This is a genomic window from Humidesulfovibrio mexicanus (genome assembly GCF_900188225.1).
In the GTDB taxonomy this organism is placed as follows: Bacteria; Desulfobacterota; Desulfovibrionia; order Desulfovibrionales; family Desulfovibrionaceae; genus Humidesulfovibrio; species Humidesulfovibrio mexicanus.
In genome coordinates this window covers 395,998-416,409 of sequence record NZ_FZOC01000002.1, presented here as the reverse complement: position 1 = coordinate 416,409, position 20,412 = coordinate 395,998, and the positions used below count along the sequence as shown (strand labels likewise).

At 66.1% G+C, this 20,412-nt stretch carries 19 protein-coding genes; 12 read left to right on the top strand and 7 right to left on the bottom strand.

The features are described 5' to 3' along the window. Positions 1-235: 235 nt before the first annotated feature. The 10 genes from CHB73_RS05645 to CHB73_RS05600 all read left to right on the top strand — a co-directional run bounded on the left by CHB73_RS05645 (position 236) and on the right by CHB73_RS05600 (position 11,903). A complete protein-coding gene (locus tag CHB73_RS05645) occupies positions 236-1,870 on the top strand; it encodes a phytoene desaturase family protein (RefSeq protein WP_089272966.1) in 1,635 nt (544 codons plus the stop codon). Between the two features lie 166 nt (positions 1,871-2,036). Beyond that, positions 2,037-3,059, top strand: a complete 1,023-nt coding sequence (locus tag CHB73_RS05640; RefSeq protein ID WP_089272964.1) for a GGDEF domain-containing protein — start codon at positions 2,037-2,039, stop codon at positions 3,057-3,059. A gap of 28 nt (positions 3,060-3,087) precedes the next feature. After that, on the top strand, positions 3,088-4,293 hold the full coding sequence (locus tag CHB73_RS05635) for an aminopeptidase (RefSeq protein ID WP_235641523.1): 1,206 nt from the start codon (positions 3,088-3,090) through the stop codon (positions 4,291-4,293). Between the two features lie 45 nt (positions 4,294-4,338). Continuing rightward, positions 4,339-4,809, top strand: coding sequence for a hypothetical protein (locus CHB73_RS05630; protein WP_089272962.1), 471 nt, complete (start codon positions 4,339-4,341; stop codon positions 4,807-4,809). A 171-nt stretch (positions 4,810-4,980) separates the two neighbouring features. Beyond that, positions 4,981-5,541, top strand: a complete 561-nt coding sequence (grpE, locus tag CHB73_RS05625; protein ID WP_089272959.1) for a nucleotide exchange factor GrpE — start codon at positions 4,981-4,983, stop codon at positions 5,539-5,541. Positions 5,542-5,623: 82 nt separating this feature from the next. After that, entirely contained in the window at positions 5,624-7,525 is a 1,902-nt protein-coding gene (gene dnaK / locus CHB73_RS05620) for a molecular chaperone DnaK (protein ID WP_089272956.1), read from the top strand. Positions 7,526-7,639: 114 nt separating this feature from the next. After that, entirely contained in the window at positions 7,640-9,709 is a 2,070-nt protein-coding gene (locus CHB73_RS05615; protein WP_179216912.1) for a penicillin-binding protein activator, read from the top strand. Positions 9,710-9,714: 5 nt separating this feature from the next. After that, complete coding sequence (gene gatC / locus CHB73_RS05610) at positions 9,715-9,999, top strand: Asp-tRNA(Asn)/Glu-tRNA(Gln) amidotransferase subunit GatC (RefSeq protein ID WP_089272952.1); 285 nt, start codon at positions 9,715-9,717, stop codon at positions 9,997-9,999. 35 nt (positions 10,000-10,034) lie between these two features. Beyond that, entirely contained in the window at positions 10,035-11,498 is a 1,464-nt protein-coding gene (gene gatA, locus CHB73_RS05605) for an Asp-tRNA(Asn)/Glu-tRNA(Gln) amidotransferase subunit GatA (RefSeq protein ID WP_089272950.1), read from the top strand. Positions 11,499-11,513: 15 nt separating this feature from the next. Next, on the top strand, positions 11,514-11,903 hold the full coding sequence (locus CHB73_RS05600; RefSeq protein ID WP_089272948.1) for a tautomerase family protein: 390 nt from the start codon (positions 11,514-11,516) through the stop codon (positions 11,901-11,903). An 89-nt stretch (positions 11,904-11,992) separates the two neighbouring features. On the opposite strand, the gene CHB73_RS05595 is transcribed toward CHB73_RS05600, so the two are convergent. The 3 genes from CHB73_RS05595 to CHB73_RS05585 form a co-directional block, all read right to left on the bottom strand. Continuing rightward, positions 11,993-12,238, bottom strand: coding sequence for a hypothetical protein (locus CHB73_RS05595; protein ID WP_089272946.1), 246 nt, complete (start codon positions 12,236-12,238; stop codon positions 11,993-11,995). A 177-nt stretch (positions 12,239-12,415) separates the two neighbouring features. Then, the gene (locus tag CHB73_RS05590) at positions 12,416-12,823 is read right to left on the bottom strand and encodes a Fur family transcriptional regulator (protein WP_089272944.1); all 408 of its coding nucleotides are present in this window, start codon (positions 12,821-12,823) and stop codon (positions 12,416-12,418) included. Positions 12,824-12,838: 15 nt separating this feature from the next. Next, positions 12,839-13,723: a metal ABC transporter solute-binding protein, Zn/Mn family gene (locus CHB73_RS05585; protein WP_089272942.1), complete on the bottom strand. Its 885-nt coding sequence runs from the start codon at positions 13,721-13,723 to the stop codon at positions 12,839-12,841. Positions 13,724-13,829: 106 nt separating this feature from the next. Between CHB73_RS05585 and CHB73_RS05580 the strand changes: the two genes are divergently transcribed. Both CHB73_RS05580 and CHB73_RS05575 read left to right on the top strand, forming a co-directional pair. Next, entirely contained in the window at positions 13,830-14,756 is a 927-nt protein-coding gene (locus CHB73_RS05580; RefSeq protein WP_089272940.1) for a permease, read from the top strand. Further along, the gene (locus CHB73_RS05575) at positions 14,753-15,619 is read left to right on the top strand and encodes a hypothetical protein (RefSeq protein WP_089272938.1); all 867 of its coding nucleotides are present in this window, start codon (positions 14,753-14,755) and stop codon (positions 15,617-15,619) included. Before CHB73_RS05580 ends, CHB73_RS05575 begins: the two co-directional genes overlap by 4 nt. Before the next feature lie 67 nt (positions 15,620-15,686). Here the strand turns inward: CHB73_RS05575 and leuB are convergent, their stop codons facing one another. The 4 genes from leuB to CHB73_RS05555 are packed head-to-tail and all read right to left on the bottom strand — an operon-like array spanning position 15,687 to position 20,108. Then, positions 15,687-16,769, bottom strand: a complete 1,083-nt coding sequence (leuB, locus tag CHB73_RS05570) for a 3-isopropylmalate dehydrogenase (protein WP_089272936.1) — start codon at positions 16,767-16,769, stop codon at positions 15,687-15,689. 13 nt (positions 16,770-16,782) lie between these two features. Continuing rightward, positions 16,783-17,283 carry a 3-isopropylmalate dehydratase small subunit gene (locus CHB73_RS05565; RefSeq protein ID WP_089272934.1) on the bottom strand — a complete coding sequence of 167 codons (501 nt, stop codon included), beginning with the start codon at positions 17,281-17,283 and terminating at the stop codon, positions 16,783-16,785. Positions 17,284-17,310: 27 nt separating this feature from the next. Then, complete coding sequence (leuC, locus tag CHB73_RS05560; RefSeq protein ID WP_089272932.1) at positions 17,311-18,570, bottom strand: 3-isopropylmalate dehydratase large subunit; 1,260 nt, start codon at positions 18,568-18,570, stop codon at positions 17,311-17,313. After that, positions 18,555-20,108: a 2-isopropylmalate synthase gene (locus CHB73_RS05555; RefSeq protein ID WP_089272930.1), complete on the bottom strand. Its 1,554-nt coding sequence runs from the start codon at positions 20,106-20,108 to the stop codon at positions 18,555-18,557. Before CHB73_RS05555 ends, leuC begins: the two co-directional genes overlap by 16 nt. Between the last annotated feature and the right edge of the window lie 304 nt (positions 20,109-20,412).

Below are 20,412 nucleotides of genomic sequence, written 5' to 3'. Positions count from 1 at the left end.
ACCTCTCCGCTGCTTCTCGTTTGAGCCTTGCACAGATTCCACGCCCTGCGTTCCCAAAGAGGCGGACCGGGCCGCACCGCGTTGTCGCGGTCGGATGACGTGAACCTGCCAAGGAGAGGTCCGGAACTCTTTTTCACGCTATTTCTGGCGCATGGGCGCAGTTCTTTGACAACGGCGCGCTTTCAACGTAATCCTTCTGCGTACTCCTTCCTCAACTCCCGCCAGGAGGCGCGCCATGTCCATCACCCGCCGCAAGTTCCTGGAGATCATGACCTTCCTGGCCGGTTCGGCCGTCATCGGCTGGGCACCCTCCCAGGCGTTGGCAAAGGCCGCGGGCAAGGCCCGCAAACCAGGCGAGTACGACGCCGTCGTCATCGGCGCGGGGCTGGGCGGCCTGGGCTGCGCCGCCCTCATGGCCAGAAACGGCTTGAAGCCCCTGGTCATCGAGCAGCACGACATCCCCGGCGGCTACGCCACCAGCTTCCAGCGCGACGACGACGCGGGCAACACCTTCACCTGCGAGGTGTCCCTGCACTCCACAGTGGCCAAGTCCCCCTCGGCCAGAAAGCTGCTCACCGACATGGGCGTCTTCGACCGCCTCCAGCTGGTGGACCACAAACAGGCCTGGAGCCGCGTGGACTCGCAGGGCGTCATCGACCTGCCGAACGCGGGCCTGCCCGGCTTCGAGGCCGAGCTTGTCCGGCGCTGCCCGGCGGAAAAGGACGCCATCGGCCGCTTCATGGCTTTCTGGCGGCAGTTCCTGCGCGAACTCGACGCCCTGGAAACCGACGGCGTGCCCGCAAACAGCACCCTGCCCAAGACCTACCCCACCCTGTGGGGCGTGGCGGGCAGCACCCTGGGCCAGGTCATCGACCGCTTCGCGGCCAGCCCCGCCCTCAAGGGCCTCATCGGCATGACCTGGGGCTACTACGGTCTGCCGCCTTCAAAGCTCGCGGCCTTCTATTACCTGGAACCCATGGCCGACTACCTGACCAACGGAGGCCAGTATCTGCGCGGCACCTCGCAATCCTTGAGCGATGCCCTGGCCGACGTGGTCAAAGCGGGCGGGGGCCAGGTGCTCCTGGGCGAGCAGGTTAGCGCCGTCATGGTGGAGAACGGCCGTGCGGCCGGAGTGCGCACGGCCTCTGGCAAGGTATTCTCCGCGCGCGCCGTGGTGAGCAACGCCTCCGCCCCGACCACCTTCGCCATGCTGCCCGGCGGCGCGCTCCCGGCGAACTACCTGAAGCGCGTGTCCGGCTTCTCTCCCAGCCTCGGCAGCGTCATCGTGTGGCTGGGCCTCAAGGGCGATGTGACGAGGCTCCAGCCCAGAGCCGAGTTCTCCATCGACATGCAGGACGACCCGGAGATCGGCTATGCGGCCGCCTTGAACGGCGACTGGGGCAAGGTGGGGCTCGGCTGCATGATCTACGACCATCTGGTGCCGGGCTTCTCCCCCAAGGGCATGAGCACCATGGCCATCATGTGCCTGTCGGGCTACGAGCCCTGGAAGCGCTTCGAAAAGGACTACGAGGCGGACAAGAAGCATGAATACAACCAGGCCAAGGACGCCATAGCGGACATGATGGTCAAGGCAGTGGAGTCGACCATGGCGCCCGGCCTGTCCAGGATGATCGCCATGCGCGAGGTGTCGACGCCGCTCACCAACCGGCGTTTCACAGGCAACCCGGCAGGCGCCATCTACGGCTACGACCAGACCGTGGGCAACTCCTTCCTTACCCGGCTGGGCAACCGCACCCCGGTAAAGGGGCTGTACCTCTCCAGCGCCTGGGCCAACCCCGGCGGCGGCTTCGGCGGCGCGCTGGCCTCGGCCAAGCTCACCTTCAAGGCGCTGGCGGAGGATCTGGGCTAGGCGATGCGTTGCGGCTGGACACGACGAGTTTGGCGGGCTCTCATTCTCATGCGGCACGACAGTCCCTGGCATCAGTCGGTAATCGTCTGATGCCCTCACGGAAACCGTACATAATGCAGCCCTGCCGCAAGGCCTGCTCCTGGCGCAGACACCACTGGATACACGCTTGACCAACGCGACTCGGCATCAACTCATCCGCTCGCTTTTCGACGAATACATCGCCCTGTACGCCGGTCGCGATGACCGCTTGACGGCGAAGTTCAGCGATTGCTTCAACGGCTTCACCGGCGGCGGCGATTTTCTGGTCAAGGATCGCGCCTCCTGGGTGGACATCACCCGGCAGGATTTTGCCCAAGTGCGGCAGCAGCTGCGCATCGAACTGCTCGACATCTCGATGCAGGATCTCGCCGAGGACATCGTCACGGTTACGGGCTTCTTCCACATCCACTTGCCCATCAAGGACCATATCCTCTCCCAGGAGACGGCCCGGCTCCTGCTCCTCTTCAGGCAGGAGCAAGGCGAATGGAAAATCGTGAACAGCACAATCTCCATCCCCTACCATCTGGTGGAGGACGGGGAGGTGTATCCCCTGAAGAACCTGCGGGAGCGAAACCTTGAGCTTGAGGCCATCATAGAGGAGCGCACCCGCGCTCTGGCGGAGGCCAACGCCAAGCTTAAACGCTTGAGCAACACCGACGGGCTGACGGGCATCGCCAACCGCCGCAGCTTCGACAGCACGCTGGCGCAGGAATGGAACCGAGGACAACGCACGGGGTCGATGCTGTCGGTCATCATGCTGGACGTGGACCACTTCAAGCACTACAATGACCACTACGGCCATCAGGCTGGCGATGAATGCCTCAAGGCGCTGGGCAAGACCCTGACACGGGCCGAACGGCGCGCAGGCAGACTGGTGGCCCGCTACGGCGGCGAGGAATTCGTCCTGTTGCTTCCGGGAGCCGACGATGTGGAAGCCCTGGAGACCGCCCGACGCATCCAGCTGGCCGTGTGGGCCATGGAGCTGCCCCACGCGCAGAGCGACACGGGCATCGTCACCGTGAGCCTTGGGGTGGCCAGCACCGTCCCCTCGCGCCAGAGCTGCCCCGAGGAGCTGCTGCGCCAGGCCGACCAGGCGCTGTACCTGGCCAAGCGGATGGGGCGCAACCAGATTCAGACCTACGCGGGGTGAACGGGTGGACAGCCCAAGGAAGGACTGCGTGCCGCTATATTCCCCCGACCACCTCGCCGCCTACGCCGAAGTCCTGGTCTGGGCCATGCGCCAAAGCCGCGCCGTGCCCTTCAGGAACGGCGAGCTGGTGCTCCTGCGTTTCGACCTTGAGGCCGCGCCACTGGCCGAGGCCATTTACGCCGCCCTCATGGACGCGCACCTGCACCCCCTGCCCCAGGCCCTGCCCTCAAGCGCCATGCAGGCGCAGCACTTCGGCAACTCCAGCTACGGCCAGCTCACCTTCGCCCAGCCCGGCCTGGACGAACTGCACAAGGCCACGGCCGGGGTCATCACCATCCTTGCGCCCGACGACTTGGGGGCACTAGCCGGGGTGGACCCGCGCAGCATCGCCCAGGGCGACAAAAGCGAACAGCAGGCCATGGCCCTGCTGGACCGCCGCCGCCGCGCCGGACTTCTGGGCTCCACCGTCTGCCTGTTCCCCACCCGCGCCCTGGCGCTGGCCAGCGGCATGGAGCTTTCCGAATACGCCGAACGCCTGGCCCGCGCCTGCCTGCTGTTCACACCGGACCCGCTCGCCCAATGGAAGCGCGTGAAGCAGGAACTCTCCGAAATCGGCAAATGGCTCGATTCGCTACAGATCGAGCGTCTGCGCGTGGAGAGCGCCAGCACGGACCTCACCCTCTCGCCGGGCGTCAAGCGGCGCTTCGTGGGGTTCACCGGCCGCAACGTGCCCGGCTTCGAACTCTATCTCGCGCCGGACTGGCGCACGGTGGAGGGCGTGTACTGCGCCGACCAGCCATCCATCCGCTGGGGCAGGCTGGTGTCGGGGGTCAGGCTCGAGTTCCACGGAGGCGTGGCCGTTTCCGTGCAGGCCGAGCGCGGCGAAACCTTCCTTTCCGGCCGCCTGGCCTCGGATGGCGGAGCCAGGCGCGTGGGCGAGTTCTCGCTCACCGACCGGCGCATCTCGCGGGTGGAGCGCTTCATGGCCCACACCCTGCTGGACGAAAACCTCGGCGGAGAGCACGGCAACTGCCACATCGCCCTTGGCGGGGCCAGCGCGGCCAGCTTCTCCGGCCCGCCGCAAGAGCTTTCGGCCGAACGCCAGGAAGAGCTGGGCTTCAACGCCTCGGCCCTGCACTGGGACCTGGTGAACACCGAGCAAAAACGCGTCACCGCCAAGCTTTCCGGCGGCGGAACGCGCGCAATCTACGAGGACGGCCACTTCCTGCTCTGAAGGCAAATGGCCGCGCACCACCCCCACAAGCAAAGGAGCCCCATCATGACCTTCGCCCGCGGCATACGCCGACTGATCCCGGCCGTTCTGGCCCTGACGCTCCTTGTGCCGACAGCGGCCCAGGCCGGAGGCCGCGGCGCGTCCATGAACACCGGCGGCAAATCCGCCGCAGAGCTCTCCGCATCCGGCGCGCGCACCCTTTCCAAAACCGAGGTGCTGGACTTCATCGCCGAGCGCAAGGGACACCTCGTAGGAAGCTTCGGCTTCCTGCGCGACAGTCTGCACCTCTACGATGACGGCACCGTCAAGGGCGAGTCGGCAAACGCCATGCACGGGGCAATGGCCGGCCGCGGCAGTTGGAGCGTGGACGAGGACGGCACGCTCCATCTCTCGGTCACTTGGCGCTACGGCGACAAGCTCGACGCCACAGGTCGGCTGATGGACTTCGGCGGTATGCTCTACCAAGTGGACACCGCCAATCCGGAACGGACCTCCGTGTACCAGTTGAAGAAGTAGCCGCTCTTTTTGCCTTCCGCGCGGCACAAACCCGCACCGGCCAGTGTTGACATGGCCGGAAGTATGCTTACTGATTCAAATGACCTCGACGCCGGGCGCGCTTCACCGAGAGCTGCCCGGCGTCGCCTGTGTCGGACAGAACGCCCGCGAGGGCCAGCAAGGACGGAGACCATGTCGAAGAACAGGACACCTGACGACGAGCCCCAGGAAGCAGCCGAGGCCCAGGCCCCCAAGATCGACCTCTCGGAAGAGGAGCTTGTGGCCCTGTGCAAGGCCCACGTGTGCGCAAAATGCGCCGTGATGGCCGAGGCCGAGGACGTGAAGCTGCGCGCCCTGGCCGACAATGAAAACTTCAAGCGCCGCATCCAGCGCGAGACCGACGAGGTGCGCCGCTACGCCACGGAAAGCGTGCTGGCCGATCTCCTGCCCGTGCTGGACAATCTGGCCCTGGCAATCGAGCACGCCGGGAGCGACCCCGCGTGCAAGAATCTGGTGATGGGCGTGGAGATGACCCGCAAAATTTTCCTCGACACCCTCAAAAAGCACGGGCTCGAATGCGTTGGCGCCTGCGGCGAAGCCTTCGATCCGGGAGTGCACGAGGCCATCGGCACCGTGTGCCAGCCGGACAAGGAGGAAGGCTGCGTGGCCCAGGTGGCCCAGGCGGGCTACGTGCTCAAGGGGCGCGTCATCCGCCCGGCCAAGGTGCTGGTGAACAAGGGCCAGGAAGCGTAGGCCCACGGCCTTTACAACGGCGAAAGCGGTCTTACATCACAACGCAACGACAAACATCATTCCTCACCCGGAGGTTCAGTTTATGGGCAAGATCATCGGCATCGACCTGGGCACCACCAACTCCTGCGTGTACGTCATGGAGGGCAAGGACCCCAAATGCATCACCAGCCCCGAGGGCGGCCGCACCACCCCGTCCATCGTGGCCTTCACCGACAAGGAACGGCTGATCGGCGAGATCGCCAAGCGCCAGAGCGTGACCAACCCGGACAAGACCATCTACGCCATCAAACGCCTCATGGGCCGCCAGTACGACGCGCCCGAGGTCAAAAAATGGCGTGAGCACTGCCCCTACAAGATCGTGCCCGGCAAGAACAACGACGCCTGGGTCGAAATTGCGGGCAAGAAGTACAGCCCGCCCGAGGTCTCCGCCTTCATCCTGCAGAAGCTGAAAAAGGACGCCGAGACCTATCTGGGCGAGACCGTCACCGAGGCCGTCATCACTGTTCCGGCCTACTTCAACGACTCTCAGCGCCAGGCCACCAAGGACGCCGGCAAGATCGCCGGGCTTGAGGTCAAGCGCATCATCAACGAGCCCACGGCGGCCAGCCTCGCCTACGGCATGGACCGCAAGAAGAACGAGAAAATCGCCGTGTTCGACCTGGGCGGCGGCACCTTCGACATCTCCATCCTCGAGGTCGGCGACAACGTGGTCGAGGTGCGCGCCACCAACGGCGACACCTTCCTCGGCGGCGAGGACTTCGACCAGCGCATCATCCAGTACCTTGTGGAAGAGTTCAAGCGCGACAACGGCATCGACCTGTCCAAGGACCGCATGGCCCTGCAGCGCCTGAAGGAGGCCTCCGAAAAGGCCAAGCAGGAACTCTCCTCCACCATGGAGACCGAGATCAACCTGCCCTTCATCACGGCAGACCAGAACGGCCCCAAGCACCTCATGGTCAAGCTCTCCCGCGCCAAGCTGGAGCAGTTGGTCATGGAACTGGTGGAGCGCACCATCGGGCCCTGCAAGAAGGCGCTTTCCGACGCCGGGCTCTCCGCGCGCGACATCGACGAAGTGGTGCTGGTGGGCGGCATGACCAGAATGCCGCTGGTGCAGCAGAAGGTGGGCGAGTTCTTCGGCAAGGAGCCCAACCGCACCGTGAACCCGGACGAGGTCGTGAGCATGGGCGCGGCCATTCAGGGCGGCATTCTGGCCGGCGATGTGAAGGACGTGCTGCTGCTCGACGTGACCCCGCTCTCCCTCGGCATCGAGACCATGGGCGGCGTGTTCACCAAGCTCATTGAGCGCAACACCACCATTCCCACCCGCAAAAGCCAGATCTTCACCACCGCGGCAGACTCCCAGCCCTCGGTGTCCATCCATGTGCTGCAGGGCGAGCGCCCCATGGCGGGCGACAACATGACCTTGGGCCGCTTCGAGCTCACGGGCATCCTGCCCGCACCGCGCGGCGTGCCGCAAATCGAGGTCACCTTCGACATCGACGCCAACGGCATCGTCAACGTTTCGGCCAAGGACACCGGCACCGGCAAGGAGCAGTCCATCCGCATCACCGCCTCAAGCGGCCTGTCCGAGACCGACATCGACCGCATGGTCAAGGACGCCGAGGCCCACGCCGAGGAGGACAAGAAGAAGCAGGCCCTCATCGAGGCGCGCAACCAGGCCGACAGCCTCGTCTACAGCACCGAGAAAAGCCTGAAGGACATTGGCGACAAGGTGGACCCGGTGCTCAAGGGCGACCTGGAAACCAAGATCGAGGCCGTCAAAAAGGCGCTTGAGACCGAGGACGCCGACACCATCAAGGCCGCGGCCGACGAACTGGCCCAGAGCAGCCACAAGCTGGCCGAGCAGCTCTACGCCCAGAAGCAGGCCGAACCCGGACCGGGCGCGGAGGCATCCGGCGCCGCCGGTGGCGCCAAACCCGCGGACGACAACGTGGTGGACGCGGACTACACCGAGGTCAAATAAGGGCTTACGCGTCCTGTCTTGCCTTACTGGGCAAGAGGGCTTACCATGTCCCGGTTCGCGGCGCCCCCGCGAACCGGGATTTTCATTTGCCGGAAAGGCAGCCGGAGGCGACCCATGAGCACCCCCACCACCTTGCGCCCCTCGGGCGGCCGCCGTTTCGCCACGGGCGCTGCGGCGCTGCTGCTGGCCTGCCTGCTGGCCGCACTGGGCTGCTCCAGCCTTCCCATGCCCAGAGCCTCCGAGCCCCCCCGCGAAACTCTGAGCGAACAGCCGACGGCCGAACTTGCCGCAGAAGCGGAAGAGTTCTGGAAGGCAGGCAGCTACCCCCTGGCCGAGCTTTTGTACTCCCGTCTGCTGGAACGCGCCGACCTGGAGCCCAAGGACCACGCCCAGGCGCTGGACCGGCTGGCAGAAAGCGCCTTCCGCGCGCGGCACTTCCACCAGGCCAAGGAGGCGTTGGACTTCCGGGCCAGCAAGGACCACGCGGTGCTGGGCACATGGCCCTGGCACGAGCTCTACATCCGCACCCTGGCGGCCCTGCACCGCCCGGACCTCATGGAGACGCATCAAGCCTGGCTCATGGCCCACACGGAGCTGCCTTTCGAAGTGCGCGCCAGAGCCATGATCCTGTTCTCCGAATATCTCGCCCGCACGGGCGACGGCGTCCGGGCCTTGGGAATTCTGGCCCAACTGCACAGGCAGGCGACGGAGGACGCGCAGCGGCTGTCCCTTGAACGCCTGTATGCGGCCGCCCTGCCCGAGCTGCCGGAAGAGCAGCTTTCCGTGCTGGCGCGCACCGCCGCATCTTCCCCTGCCGGATTCCCGCAAGCCCTGGTCCTGCGCGAATCGGCCCGGCGCGGAGCGCGTTCCGGTCTTCGCCCCGCTTCGCTGGCCATGGCGGCCCCGCTTGCGTCCCCGGCCCCCCTGCTGGCCCAGGCCGACTCCAGCACCCGGAGCGACCAGCCGGGCGTTGCGCCCGCAGTCGGCGCTTCCCCCGTGCGCATGGCCCTGGCCCTTCCCCTCACCGGACGCTTTGCTAGCACTGGGCAAAAAGTGCTGCGCGGGGTCGGCGCGGCGCAAAAGCATCTGGCCACACAGGGGCGCGCGGTTGAAATCACGGTCATCAACACCGAAGCGCCAGATTGGGTGGAGCGGCTCGCGGCCCTGCCCAAGGATGTGGCCGCGGTGGGCGGACCGCTGTTGAACATGGACGCACTGAAGGCGCTGAGCGCATCGGGGGCTCTGGCCCGACGCGCCGTGTTCGCCTTCCAGCCGGATCTGGGGTCCATTCGTGAAGGCGACCAGGCCTGGCGCTTCTACCCAAGCTTCCAGGACCAGGCTCGCGCCCTGCTCACGCTGACCTCCGAGTCCATGGGAATCCGCTCGGTGGCCATACTGGCGCCACGAAACCGCTACGGTCAGCGCATGGCCGAAGTGTTCCAGGCCGAGGCCAAGGCCAAAGGGGTGCGCATCGCCGCCAGCGAGACCTACCCGCCCGAGGAACACCCGCGCTGGCTGCACAGCGTCAGCCACCTGCTCAAGGTGCCGGACGGTTTCCATGGCAACAAGAACACCCCTCTGCCCATGCCGGACTTCGGCGCGGTGTTCATGCCCGAGGACTGGGGGCAAGCCGAGCTGCTCGCGTCCAACTTCCATTTTTTCGAAGGCCAGCACCTGCTCTTCCTGGGCACGGACCTGTGGAGCGTAGGTCTGGACAACGCGCATGAGGTGGACGACACCTATTTCCAGCATGCGGCCTGCCCCGGCGCATGGTGGCCAGAGACCACGGGCGGTCGGGCGCTCCAGGCCGTCATGGACGGGCAGCACATGGGCCAGGCGGACTTCTGGACCGCGCTGGGCTACGATTTTGTCCGCCTCGCCGCACGGCTGGGCTTGGGCGCGGACTGGACCCCGGCCATGGTCAACGCGCGGCTCTTCGCGCTCGCCAACCAGGAATGCAGCATGGCCCCCATCGTCTGGGACGAACAAGGCCACGCACGCCAAAGCCTGTATCTCTTCACCCCGCGCAAGGAAGGCAAGGCCCTTGTGGACCCGCAGTCCATGCGCGAGGACATCCAAAAATCCAAGACCCGCCGCGAAAAGCGCCTGAACATGGCCCGCGACATCCAAAAGGGCAAAAGGGCGGCCAGCTCCGGCAGCCTTACCCCGGACGTGAAGGAGTAGCCCAGATGAGCATCACCCCCGAAGAGGTGGCCAAGGTGGCCAAGCTGTCCCGCCTTGCGCTCGGCCAGGACAAAACCGCCCAGTACGCCGCCCAGCTCGACGACATCCTGGCGTACATGGACAAGCTCGCCGAGTTGGACACGGCAGGCGTGGAGCCCATGTACACCCCGGTGGACCACGTCAGCGTGCTGCGCGACGACGTGGCCAGCAAGGACCTCCCCCGCGAGGACATCCTCAAAAACGCCCCGGAGACCGACGGCGCGTTCTTCATCGTGCCGCGCATCGTCTAGCGGCGGCAAGACACCAGCAAATGGACCCGAACACAATGCCCGAACTCACGCACATGACCCTCTCCGAGGTACGCAAGGCCCTCGCGGACACGACCGTCAGCGCCACCCAAGTCACGGAGGCCGCGCTCGCGCGCATCGAGGCCACCGAACCCAAGGTGCGCGCCCTCATTTCCGTGCAGGCCGAAGAAGCCCGCGCCCTGGCCAAAAGCATGGACGAAAGCGGACCTGATCCGAGCAAGCCTCTGTGGGGCGTGCCGCTTGTGGTCAAGGACGTGCTGGCCACCAGGGACGCGCCCACCACCTGCGGCTCAAAAATTTTGGAGAACTTCCGCCCGGCGTACGACGCCACGGCTGTGACGCGCCTTAAGGACGCCGGGGCCGTGCTTCTGGGCAAGGCCAACATGGACGAGTTCGCCATGGGCTCCACCACGGAAAACTCGGCCTTCTTCGCCACCAAAAATCCCTGGGACACGAATCGGGTTCCAGGCGGCTCCAGCGGCGGCTCCGCCGCCACAGTGGCGGCGGGCCAGTGCTACGGCGCGCTGGGCACCGATACCGGCGGTTCCATCCGCCTGCCCGCCAGCTTCTGTGGCATCGTGGGCCTCAAGCCCACCTATGGCCGGGTGTCGCGCTTCGGCATGGTGGCCTACGGCTCGTCCCTGGACCAGATCGGCCCCATGGCCCGCAGCGTGGAGGACGCGGCGCGCCTGCTGCAGGTCATCGCCGGGCACGACCCCAAGGACTCCACCAGCGTGGACAGGCCCGTGCCCGACTACCTCTCCGCACTGGGCGGCAACGGCAGCCTCAAGGGGCTGACCATCGGTCTGCCCGCCGAATACTGGGACAAGGGCCTTGCGCCAGAGGTGGCCGAGGCCTGCGGCGCATCCCTGAAAGTCGCCCAGGAGCTTGGCGCCAAGACCGTTCCCGTGAACCTGCGGCTCTCGCAGTACGCCATAGCGACCTACTACGTCATCGCCATGGCCGAGGCCAGCTCCAACCTGGCGCGCTTCGACGGCGTGCGCTACGGCCGCCGCTGCGAGAATCCTGCGGACCTCATGGACATGTACGTAAGGAGTCGCACCGAAGGCTTTGGCGACGAGGTGCAGCGCCGCATCATCCTGGGCACCTATGTGCTCTCCTCCGGCTACTACGACGCCTACTACCGCAAAGCCGCCCAGGTGCGCCGCCTCATCCGCCGGGATTTCGAGGCCGCGCTTTCCCAGTGCGACCTGCTGGCCGGCCCTGTGTGCCCGACCACGGCCTTCAAGGTGGGCGAAATGACCTCCGACCCCTTGCAGATGTACCTGATGGACATCTTCACCATCAGCACCAACCTGGCCGGGCTGCCGGGGATGAGCCTGCCCGTCGGCCTTGGACGCGACACGGGAATGCCGGTGGGCCTGCAGCTCACGGGCCGTGCCTTCGATGAGGCGCCAATGCTTGCGGCCGCGCACGCTCTGGAAGCGGGGCTTCCCGCAGCGGCAATGCCCGCGCTGTAAACAGGAACCGCAGTCATGCCCGTCACCCTCGTCAGCGTTCTCAAGGGCCGCACAAGCGCCGAGAAGCACGCCCTCATGGAGGCCGTGCAGGGGGCCATCGCCGCCACCCTGGCCCTGCCCGCCCACGACCGCAACCTGCGTCTGGCGGAACACGGCCCGGACGAATGGCTGCTGCCGGAAGGCAGGTCGGAACGCTACGTGCTTGTGGAAATCGCGCTCTTCGAGGGCCGGACGCCGGAGACCAAGGGAGCGCTGTATGCGGCCATCGTCGCCGCGCTGGGAGCCCTTGGCGTGGACAAGGGCGACGTGTTCATCCGGATCGTCGAACAACCAAGGGAGAACTTCGGCATCCGGGGCGGCCAGCGAGCGGACCTGGTGCAGCTCGGCTATCAGGTCGTTGTGTAGCCGCTGGATGACCGAAACGAAAGGGGGCCGCCATCGCACGACAAAGCGCGTGCGGTGGCGGCCCCTTCGACATGGCGCGCTTGCGCCTGCTAGTTGGCCTGCTCCGGCGCAGTCTGAAGGACCTTGGCCTCCACAAGGCGCTTGGCCATGTGGTCGAAGGCGGTCATCATCTGCAAGAAGGCCTCGGGCCGCATCACAAGACGCTCACGGGTCTCGAGCATGGGCTCGCCCTTTTCGTCCACCTGGTCAGCGGAAAGGGCGCCCAGATCAATACGCACCATGCCCGCTCCAAATCCGATCCGCGTCACTCCGTCAATGAATCTCTCGTTGTCCATCTGCCCTCCGGCGATCCTGTGTGTTCACTCATGGCTTTGTCCCGCGCGGCAGGATGACGCACACCGGCCAGCCGCCACGCACAGGCCCTTTCCTATGGCACATAGTTCCAGGCGGGGCAACAACCCACAGGCTCCTTTGCGCCGACAAAACCGCCCCGGAGCCACTGAAACCGGGGCTCAGTTCGGTTGGCAGTCGCCACACACGCCAAGTAAGCGGATATCCACGGAATCGACACGCATGGGCAGCCGCGCAAGCAACGCCTCCAGCCCCTCGGCAAGGTACCGGGAATCAATGCACCGGGTTTGCCCGCAAACCGAGCAGGTGAAGTGCGCGTGCCCCGCGGGCCCGGTGCGCAGGCAATAACGGAAGGCCCGCTCGCCGGCGTTGTGACGTGTGGCCAGTTCATGCTCCACCAGAAGATCCAGAATGCGGTAGAGGGTGACACGGTTCAGCCCCGCGCCAAGCCCGGCCAACAATTCCTGGGGAGTCACCGGCCGCCCCGCCTCGGCCATGGCCTGTACCACCAGCAGCCGCTTGTCCGTTGCGGCAAGGCCTGCGCGCGACAGCAGTTCCTGAGCGTCCATCGTCCTTCCCAAGCGCTACTTCAAGGCCTGCCGAAACCTCTTGGCCACGGCAAGCAGATTCGCTCCCCAATCCTCGGCCAGGGGATCGGCCGTCACAAGCCGCGCGCCCACCGCCGTGGCGATGGCACCGGCCGTGCGCTGGCTCATCTGCGGCTGCACGAAGATGACCGATGCGCCCTTGGCCTTGGCCTGGGTCACAATGGCGGCCAAACGCTTGGGCGTCGGCTCCTTGCCCTCGAACTCAATGGCGATCTGGGTCAAGCCATAGTCACGGGCGAAGTAGCCCCAGGCGGGATGAAACACCAGAAAGCCGCGCTGGCTCGCCGGAACTTCTGCGAACAGCGCCTTGAGCTGGCCGTCAAGCTCGTCTATCTCCTTCTGGAACGCGGCAAGATTGGCCGCATACGCCTTGGCGTTGGACGGATCGGCCTTGGAGAACGCCTGGGCGATGGCTGCGGCCATGTGGCGCACCTCGGCAGGAGAAACCCACACATGCGGGTCCAACTCGTCATGGTGATGATGCCCGGCCTCGGCCTCGTGCCCATGATGCCCATGTCCCTCCGGCATGGGCAGCTTCTTCAACCCCGCGTCGATTTTCGTCACCAGCATCTTGGGATTCGCCGACCGAAGCCGGGACTCCCAGGCCGCTTCGAACTCCAATCCGGTGGACAGATACACGGCCGAAGCGGACAGGGCGCGCATCTGCGAAGGCTTGGGCTCATAGGTATGCGCATCCGCTCCCGGCGGCACAAGCAGGGTGACGGACACCAGATCGCCGCCGACCTTCTTGGCGAAGTGCGCCACCGGGGCCACGCCCACGGCCACCCCCAGACTCGCGGCAAGGGCAGGCGCCGCGGAAACCATCGTCAACACAGCCAGCATGGCCAACATCTTTCTCATTGCGGTCGCTCCATGTTTCGGCTACACCCCAAGCGGTGCAACTCAGTTGCACAGCAAATGCAACAAAGTTGCACCCCTGTCAACCCATAAGGCCCAACAGGTTTCCATGGATCAGAGCGCTTTCGCCGTGTTTGCTGCCATCGTCAGTTCCATCGTCATCGAAGCCGCACCGTTTCTGCTGCTTGGCTCGCTTTTGTCCTCCATCATCGCCGTATATGTGGGGGACAAGGCCCTCTCCCGTCTGGCGCGCAAGCGCCTGCCCGTGCAGATTGCGCTGGGGCTGTTCGCCGGGCTGCTGCTGCCCACCTGCGAATGCGGCGTGGTTCCGGTGACGCGTCGGCTCATCCGCAAAGGGGTTCCAGCGGGCGCGGCCTTCCCCTTCATGCTGGCGGCCCCGGTGGTGAATCCGGTGTCCATGGCCTCCACCTGGGTGGCGTTCCAGGGCAGTTGGGAGATGGTGGCCTGGCGCGTGGCCCTGGTGCTGGTTCCGGCGGCCATGCTGGGCTGGGCGCTTGGCGCGGCCGGAGCAGAGTCCCCCCTGCGGCCAGCCCTGGACATGGCCCACGACGCAGGCTGCGGGTGCTGCCATGCCCACGCGGACCAGCAGGCCCGGCCTTCCATCGGGCAGGGTCTGCTGGACGTTCTGCGCGGCACGGGGCGCGAATTCCTGGACATGGGCATGTTCCTGATCCTGGGCGCATGCGCGGCCGGACTGTTCAAGGTCTTTCTGCCGCAGGAGCTGCTGGCGGCCGTGTCCGGCAGCGTGTGGACGGCCGTGCCCGCCATGATGCTCGCCGCCGTGCTCATGAGCGTGTGTTCCGAGGCCGACGCCTTCGTGGCCGCCAGCTTGTCCATGTTCCCCCCTGCGGCGCTGCTGGCGTTCCTGGCCATCGGCCCCATGCTGGACTTGAAACTCATTCCGGCCTTCCTGGCCGTGTTCCGCCGCAAGATCGCCCTTGTGCTCATTCTTGCCCCTGCGACGGCGGTGTACCTCCTCGCCATGGGCCTTGGCCTTTCCGGAGCACTGCCATGAGCCAGGCATCAAAACTGGCGCTATTCCGCTCCGCCTTCCGGCAAAGCCTTCAGGACCGCGTGGACGGCCTGTGCCTGCTGTGCATGGGCGGGTTCATCGCGGCGCTCTCGCGCTCAAGCCTGTACTGGTACTTCCTGAACCCGCGCTTCAGCGGGCTTACTTTTGGAGCGGGGGCGCTGCTGTGCCTGTGCGGATTGGCGCTTGTGCTGCGGCCCACGCCCGGCCCCTCCACCCCGGCGCGGCTGTGGCGGCAAGCCGTGCTGCTGGCCTTCCTGTCCCTCGGCGCCATGGCCTGGGAGCAGGCCGCGAGGGAACCCTTTGGCTCAGGCGATTCTGGCGAAGCCCCGGCGACACTCTCCGCGCCCATGCCCGCACCCGAGGAGGAGGCCCCTGCCGACCCCAGCCCCGTGCTTGACGGCGAGCGCTACACGCGCCTGAACCTTGCGGAATTGTACATCATGCTGGACAAGGGCCGCAAAGACTACCCGCCGCGCTTCGCCCTGCGCGCGCAGGTGCTGCGCTCGTCTGGCCTGGACGCCCATGGGCATGTGCTGTTGCGGCGTGTGGCCGTGGTGTGCTGCCTTGCCGACAGCCTGGACTTGCGCTTCCTGGTGCGCGGAGCCGACGGCGAGTCACTGGACGGCCTGCGCGACGGCGACTGGGTGGAGGTGTTCGGCAGCCTGGAACCGCTCCACGGCGCGGACAAGCACCTTGCGGACAAGGCCCCCAAAGGCGGCGATGGTCCAGGGCTGGCCATCACCAATCCGGGTTTCCGCATCCTGGCCCGCCGCGTGGACCTCGTCTCCACGCCGCCCTTCCCCTACGTCTTCGAGTTCCGCGAAAAGCCGCCCTTCGCCTGGTAGGCGCGGACGCAAAAAAGGGGGCCGGTCTCCCGGTCCCCCTCCATGCACCCGATGCGGTCTGGAAAGGCTACAGGTTGGCCAGCACGGCGTCGCCCATGGCCTGGCAGCCCACCAGCTTGCATCCGTCTTCGCGGATGTCGCCGGTGCGATAGCCTTGCTGGAGCGTCTTGCGCACGGCCTGCTCGATGGCGTCGGCCTGGGGCCCCATGTCGCCGGTCTTCTCCGTGGAGCTATAGCGCAGCAGCATGGCCACGGACAGGATGGTGGCCAGCGGGTTGGCCTTGTCCTGCCCGGCGATGTCCGGGGCGGACCCGTGGATGGGCTCGAACAGGCCTGGGTTCTTCTCGCCCAGCGAGGCCGAGGGCAACATGCCGATGGACCCGGTGATGACGGAAGCCTCGTCCGACAGAATGTCGCCGAAAAGGTTCTCGGTGACGATGACGTCGAACTGCGAGGGGTCGCGCACCAGCTGCATGGCCGCATTGTCCACGTACATATGGGAAAGCTCCACGTCCGGGTAGTCGCGGGCGACTTCCAGCACCACTTCCCGCCACAGGCGCGAAACGTCCAGCACGTTGGCCTTGTCCACGCTGCACAGCCTCTTGCTGCGTTTCATGGCGGCCTCGAAGCCCACCTTGGCGATGCGGCGGATCTCGTGCTCGGCGTAGATCATGTTGTTGAAGCCCACGCGTTCGCCATCACGCACTTCCACCCCCTTGGGCGTGCCGAAGTAGGCCCCGCCGGTGAGCTCGCGCACCACCAGGAGGTCGATGCCCTTGGCCACGATGTCCGGCCGCAGGTAGCAGGCGTGCTTGAGCTCCTGGAACAGGCTGGCTGGCCTGAGATTGGCGAAAAGCCCCAGAGCCTTGCGGATGCCGAGCAACCCGCGCTCGGGCCGGATCGCAGGGTCGAGGGTGTCCCACTTGGGGCCGCCCACAGCGCCCAGCAGCACGGCATCGGCCGCCAGGGCGAGCGCGACCGTCTGTTCGGGCAGGGGGGAACCTGTGGCGTCGATGGCCGCGCCGCCCATGAGCGCTTCCTCGATTTCGAAACGGGTGCCGAATTTCTCGGTGACCTTGTCCAGCACGCGCAAGGCCTGGGCGACAATTTCCTTGCCGATGCCGTCGCCGGGGATGACGCAGATTTTCATTGTTTCCAATCCTCTATTGCCTTTCAGCCAGGCGTTTCTTGACATAGGGAACCAGGCCGCCCGCGTCGAGCAGCTCCTGCATGGAGGCGGGCACCTTGGCGCAGACCACGGTCTCGCCGGTGCTCAGGTTCTTGATGCGCCCGGCCTCGGTGTCCACTTCCAGCTGGTCGCCGTCCTTGAGCTTGGCGATGTCGTCGCCCACCTCAAGCAGCACCAGCCCCATGTTGAAACCGTTGCGGTAGAAAATGCGGGCGAAGCTCTTGGCCACCACCACGGGAATGCCCGCGCCAAGAATGGCGATGGGCGCGTGCTCGCGGGAGGAGCCGCAGCCGAAGTTCTCATCGGCCACCATGATGTCGTTCTTCTTGACCCGTTTGACCCAGCCGGGCTCCAGGCCCTCCATGCAGTTGGACCCCAGCACGGCTGCGTCTGTGGTGACCAGGAAGCGGGCCGGGATGATGGCGTCGGTGTCGATGTGCGCGCCGACCTTGTGCGCATTGCCAGTAACGAGCATGTCTTTGGTCTCCTTATGCCTGGCGGCTTACAGCTTGGCGGGGTTGATGATCTCGCCGGCCACGGCGCTGGCTGCGGCCACGGCCGGCCCGGCGAGGTACACTTCGCTCTCCAGGCTGCCCATGCGGCCGCGGAAGTTGCGGTTGGTGGTGGCGATGCAGCGTTCGCCCCCGGCCAGGATGCCCATGTGCCCACCCAGGCAGGGCCCGCAGGTGGGCGGCCCCACAACGGCCCCGGCGTCCATGAAGATGTCGAAGAGCCCCTCGGCCATGGCCTGCCGCCAGATCTTGGGCGTCGCGGGCAGCACGATGAGCCGCACGCCCTTGCGCGCCTTGCGGCCCTTGAGCACGCTGGCCGCCTCGCGCAGGTCCTCGATGCGGCCGTTGGTGCAGGAACCGATGACCACCTGGTCCACGGCGAGCCCCTTGATCTCGTCCACGCCGCGCACGTTGTCGGGCAGGTGCGGGCAGGCCACCTGCGGGGGCATTCCCGTGACGGACAGGGTCAGATCCTGCTCGTAGGACGCGCCCGCATCGGCCTTGAGGGGCTTGTCGCCCGTGCGACCGGCCACAGCGCAGTAGGCCAGGGTCTTGTGGTCGGCCGGAAAGAGCCCGGCCTTGCCGCCGGCCTCAATGGCCATGTTGGCCATGGTCATGCGGCCCTCGATGGACAAGGCGTCGATGACCGGCCCGCAGAACTCCAGCGCGCGATAGAGCGCGCCGGACACGCCGATGCTGCCGATGAGGCGCAGGATCAGATCCTTTGCGCCCACAAAGGGCGAAAGCTCGCCCTCGAAGGCCACGCGGATGGTGGGAGGAACCTTGAACCAGGTCTCGCCCAGCGCCATGGCCCCGGCGATGTCCGTGGAGCCCATGCCCGTGGCGAAGGCCCCCAGGCCGCCGTAGGTGCAGGTATGGGAATCCGCGCCCACCACGATGTCGCCAGGGCCGACCAGGCCCAGCTCCGGCAGGAGCGCGTGCTCCACGCCCACGTCGCCGCCTTCGTAATAGTGGGTGATGCCCATCTTGCGGGCGAAGTCGCGCACCACCTTCACCTGCTCGGCGGAGTCGATGTCCTTGTTGGGCGTAAAGTGGTCGCACACAAGCGCGACCTTGTCCTTGTCAAAGACCTGGGCCGCGCCCATGGCTTTGAAACTCTTGATGGCCAGCGGCGCGGTGATGTCGTTGGCCAGGACCAGCGACACGCGGCAGTTGACGATCTGCCCGGCGCGGGTGATCTCCTCGTCGGTGTGCGCCTGCAGGATCTTTTCGGCTACAGTGTGGGACATTCCTCTTTCTCCTCTCTCATTTTCTCCAAACGGTTGAGCGCATTCAAGAAAGCCATAGCGCTGGCCACGAGGATGTCCTCGTTGGTGCCGCGGCCCACGGACTTCTTTTCCCCGTGGGCGATACGCACGGTCACGGTGGCCTGGGCGTCGGTTCCGCCGGTTACGGCGTTGATCTGGAAACGGTCCAGTGCGGGCTGGTAGCCCACCATCTGGCCGATGCAGGTGAACAGGGCGTCCACCGGGCCTTCGCCGAAGGAGGAATTGCGTCGTTCCTCCACCACGGCCTCGCCGTCCAGCACCTCAAGCACCATGGCCGCGTGCGGCGGCACCCCGTGCGTGCCGGAGAACACGCTCATGTCCTTCAGGCGGTACTTGTCACGGCGGCGGTACACCTTCTCCAGCACCAGCGCCTCAACATCCTCGTCAAACACGCGCTCCTTCTTGTCGGCCAACTCCTTCACGGCGGCGAAGACCACGGCAAGCTGCTGCTCGTCCAGGGGGTAGCCCAGTTCCGCAAGCTTGGCCTTGATAGCGTGACTGCCGGAATGCTTGCCGATGACCATGTCCGTGCCCTTGCGGCCCACGGATTCGGGCGTCATGATCTCGTAGGTGAGCGGGTTCTTCAACACACCGTCCTGGTGGATGCCGGACTCGTGGGCAAAGGCGTTGGGTCCGACGATGGCCTTGTAAGGCGGAATGGGCTGGCCGATGATCTGCGCGAGCCTGCGGCAGCTGGGGTACAACTGCTCGGTCTTCACGCCGGACTCCACCTTGTAGAGCTCATGCCGGGTGCGCAGGGCCATGACGAGTTCCTCAAGGGAGGCGTTGCCCGCGCGCTCGCCAATGCCGCACAGGGTCACCTCGGCCTGTCGCGCCCCGGCACGGATGGCCGACAGACTGTTGGCCACGGCAAGGCCCAGGTCGTTGTGGCAGTGCACGCTGAACACGGCGTCCTTGGCGTTGGGCACGGTCTTGAGGAGATAGGCGATGAGTTCGCCGAACTCGAAGGGCTGGGCATAGCCCACGGTGTCGGGGATGTTGACGGTTGTGGCCCCGGCGCGGATGACAACCTCGCAAACTTTGGCCAAGAACTCCCAGTCGGAGCGGGAAGCGTCCTCGGCGCTGAACTCCACGTTGGGCGTCAGGCTGGCGGCGTGCCGCACGGCCGCCTCCGCCATGGCGAGCACCTCTTCGCGCGATTTGCGCAACTTGTGCACCATGTGGATCTCGCTGGTGGCCAGAAAGGTGTGGATGCGCGGGTGCGCCGCGCCCTTGATGGCTTCCCAGCCGCGGTCGATGTCTTTTTCCAGCGCCCGGCACAGGGCGGCCACCTGCACATGCTGCACCGCCCCGGCAATGGCCCGCACGGCCTCGTAATCGCCCTGGCTGGCGGCGGGAAAGCCCGCCTCGATGATGTCCACGCCGAGCGCCTCCAACTGGCGCGCCAGGCTGACCTTTTCCTCAAGGTTCATGGTGGCGCCGGGCGACTGCTCGCCATCGCGCAGGGTGGTGTCGAAAATGTACACGCGATCAGACATAAATCCTCCTCGCTTGAAGGTGAAAGCCTATCCGCTTCACGGTCCGGACGCAAGATTGACAAATCGGGCAAAAACGAAAAGCGGGCATATGCCCGCGCGAAAAACGTCCCAGGGGGAATCACCCTTGGCCGAAGACTTCAATGAATGGGAAAAAGAGACAGAAAGCCCGGCCTACGAGTGGTCCCGCTGGGACAACCGTAGGATAAGCGCGGCGGCGCCAAGGGCGAAGAGGGCGCTGGTGGCGCCAATGCTGTGGACATGGACGGTGCGGCTATTCATCTTGTGTTCTCGTGTGCGCATCCGC

What these genes read in the sequence shown, in the direction of transcription:
- gatA (WP_089272950.1), top strand. Translation starts at nt 10,035, where the DNA reads ATGCCCGAACTCACGCACATGACCCTCTCCGAGGTACGCAAGGCCCTC.
- CHB73_RS05590 (WP_089272944.1), bottom strand. Translation starts at nt 12,823, where the DNA reads ATGGACGCTCAGGAACTGCTGTCGCGCGCAGGCCTTGCCGCAACGGAC.
- CHB73_RS05615 (WP_179216912.1), top strand. Translation starts at nt 7,640, where the DNA reads ATGAGCACCCCCACCACCTTGCGCCCCTCGGGCGGCCGCCGTTTCGCC.
- CHB73_RS05600 (WP_089272948.1), top strand. Translation starts at nt 11,514, where the DNA reads ATGCCCGTCACCCTCGTCAGCGTTCTCAAGGGCCGCACAAGCGCCGAG.
- CHB73_RS05580 (WP_089272940.1), top strand. Translation starts at nt 13,830, where the DNA reads ATGGATCAGAGCGCTTTCGCCGTGTTTGCTGCCATCGTCAGTTCCATC.
- CHB73_RS05565 (WP_089272934.1), bottom strand. Translation starts at nt 17,283, where the DNA reads ATGCTCGTTACTGGCAATGCGCACAAGGTCGGCGCGCACATCGACACC.
- CHB73_RS05630 (WP_089272962.1), top strand. Translation starts at nt 4,339, where the DNA reads ATGACCTTCGCCCGCGGCATACGCCGACTGATCCCGGCCGTTCTGGCC.
- CHB73_RS05585 (WP_089272942.1), bottom strand. Translation starts at nt 13,723, where the DNA reads ATGAGAAAGATGTTGGCCATGCTGGCTGTGTTGACGATGGTTTCCGCG.
- leuC (WP_089272932.1), bottom strand. Translation starts at nt 18,570, where the DNA reads ATGTCCCACACTGTAGCCGAAAAGATCCTGCAGGCGCACACCGACGAG.
- CHB73_RS05645 (WP_089272966.1), top strand. Translation starts at nt 236, where the DNA reads ATGTCCATCACCCGCCGCAAGTTCCTGGAGATCATGACCTTCCTGGCC.
- CHB73_RS05555 (WP_089272930.1), bottom strand. Translation starts at nt 20,108, where the DNA reads ATGTCTGATCGCGTGTACATTTTCGACACCACCCTGCGCGATGGCGAG.
- CHB73_RS05575 (WP_089272938.1), top strand. Translation starts at nt 14,753, where the DNA reads ATGAGCCAGGCATCAAAACTGGCGCTATTCCGCTCCGCCTTCCGGCAA.
- dnaK (WP_089272956.1), top strand. Translation starts at nt 5,624, where the DNA reads ATGGGCAAGATCATCGGCATCGACCTGGGCACCACCAACTCCTGCGTG.
- grpE (WP_089272959.1), top strand. Translation starts at nt 4,981, where the DNA reads ATGTCGAAGAACAGGACACCTGACGACGAGCCCCAGGAAGCAGCCGAG.
- leuB (WP_089272936.1), bottom strand. Translation starts at nt 16,769, where the DNA reads ATGAAAATCTGCGTCATCCCCGGCGACGGCATCGGCAAGGAAATTGTC.
- CHB73_RS05595 (WP_089272946.1), bottom strand. Translation starts at nt 12,238, where the DNA reads ATGGACAACGAGAGATTCATTGACGGAGTGACGCGGATCGGATTTGGA.
- gatC (WP_089272952.1), top strand. Translation starts at nt 9,715, where the DNA reads ATGAGCATCACCCCCGAAGAGGTGGCCAAGGTGGCCAAGCTGTCCCGC.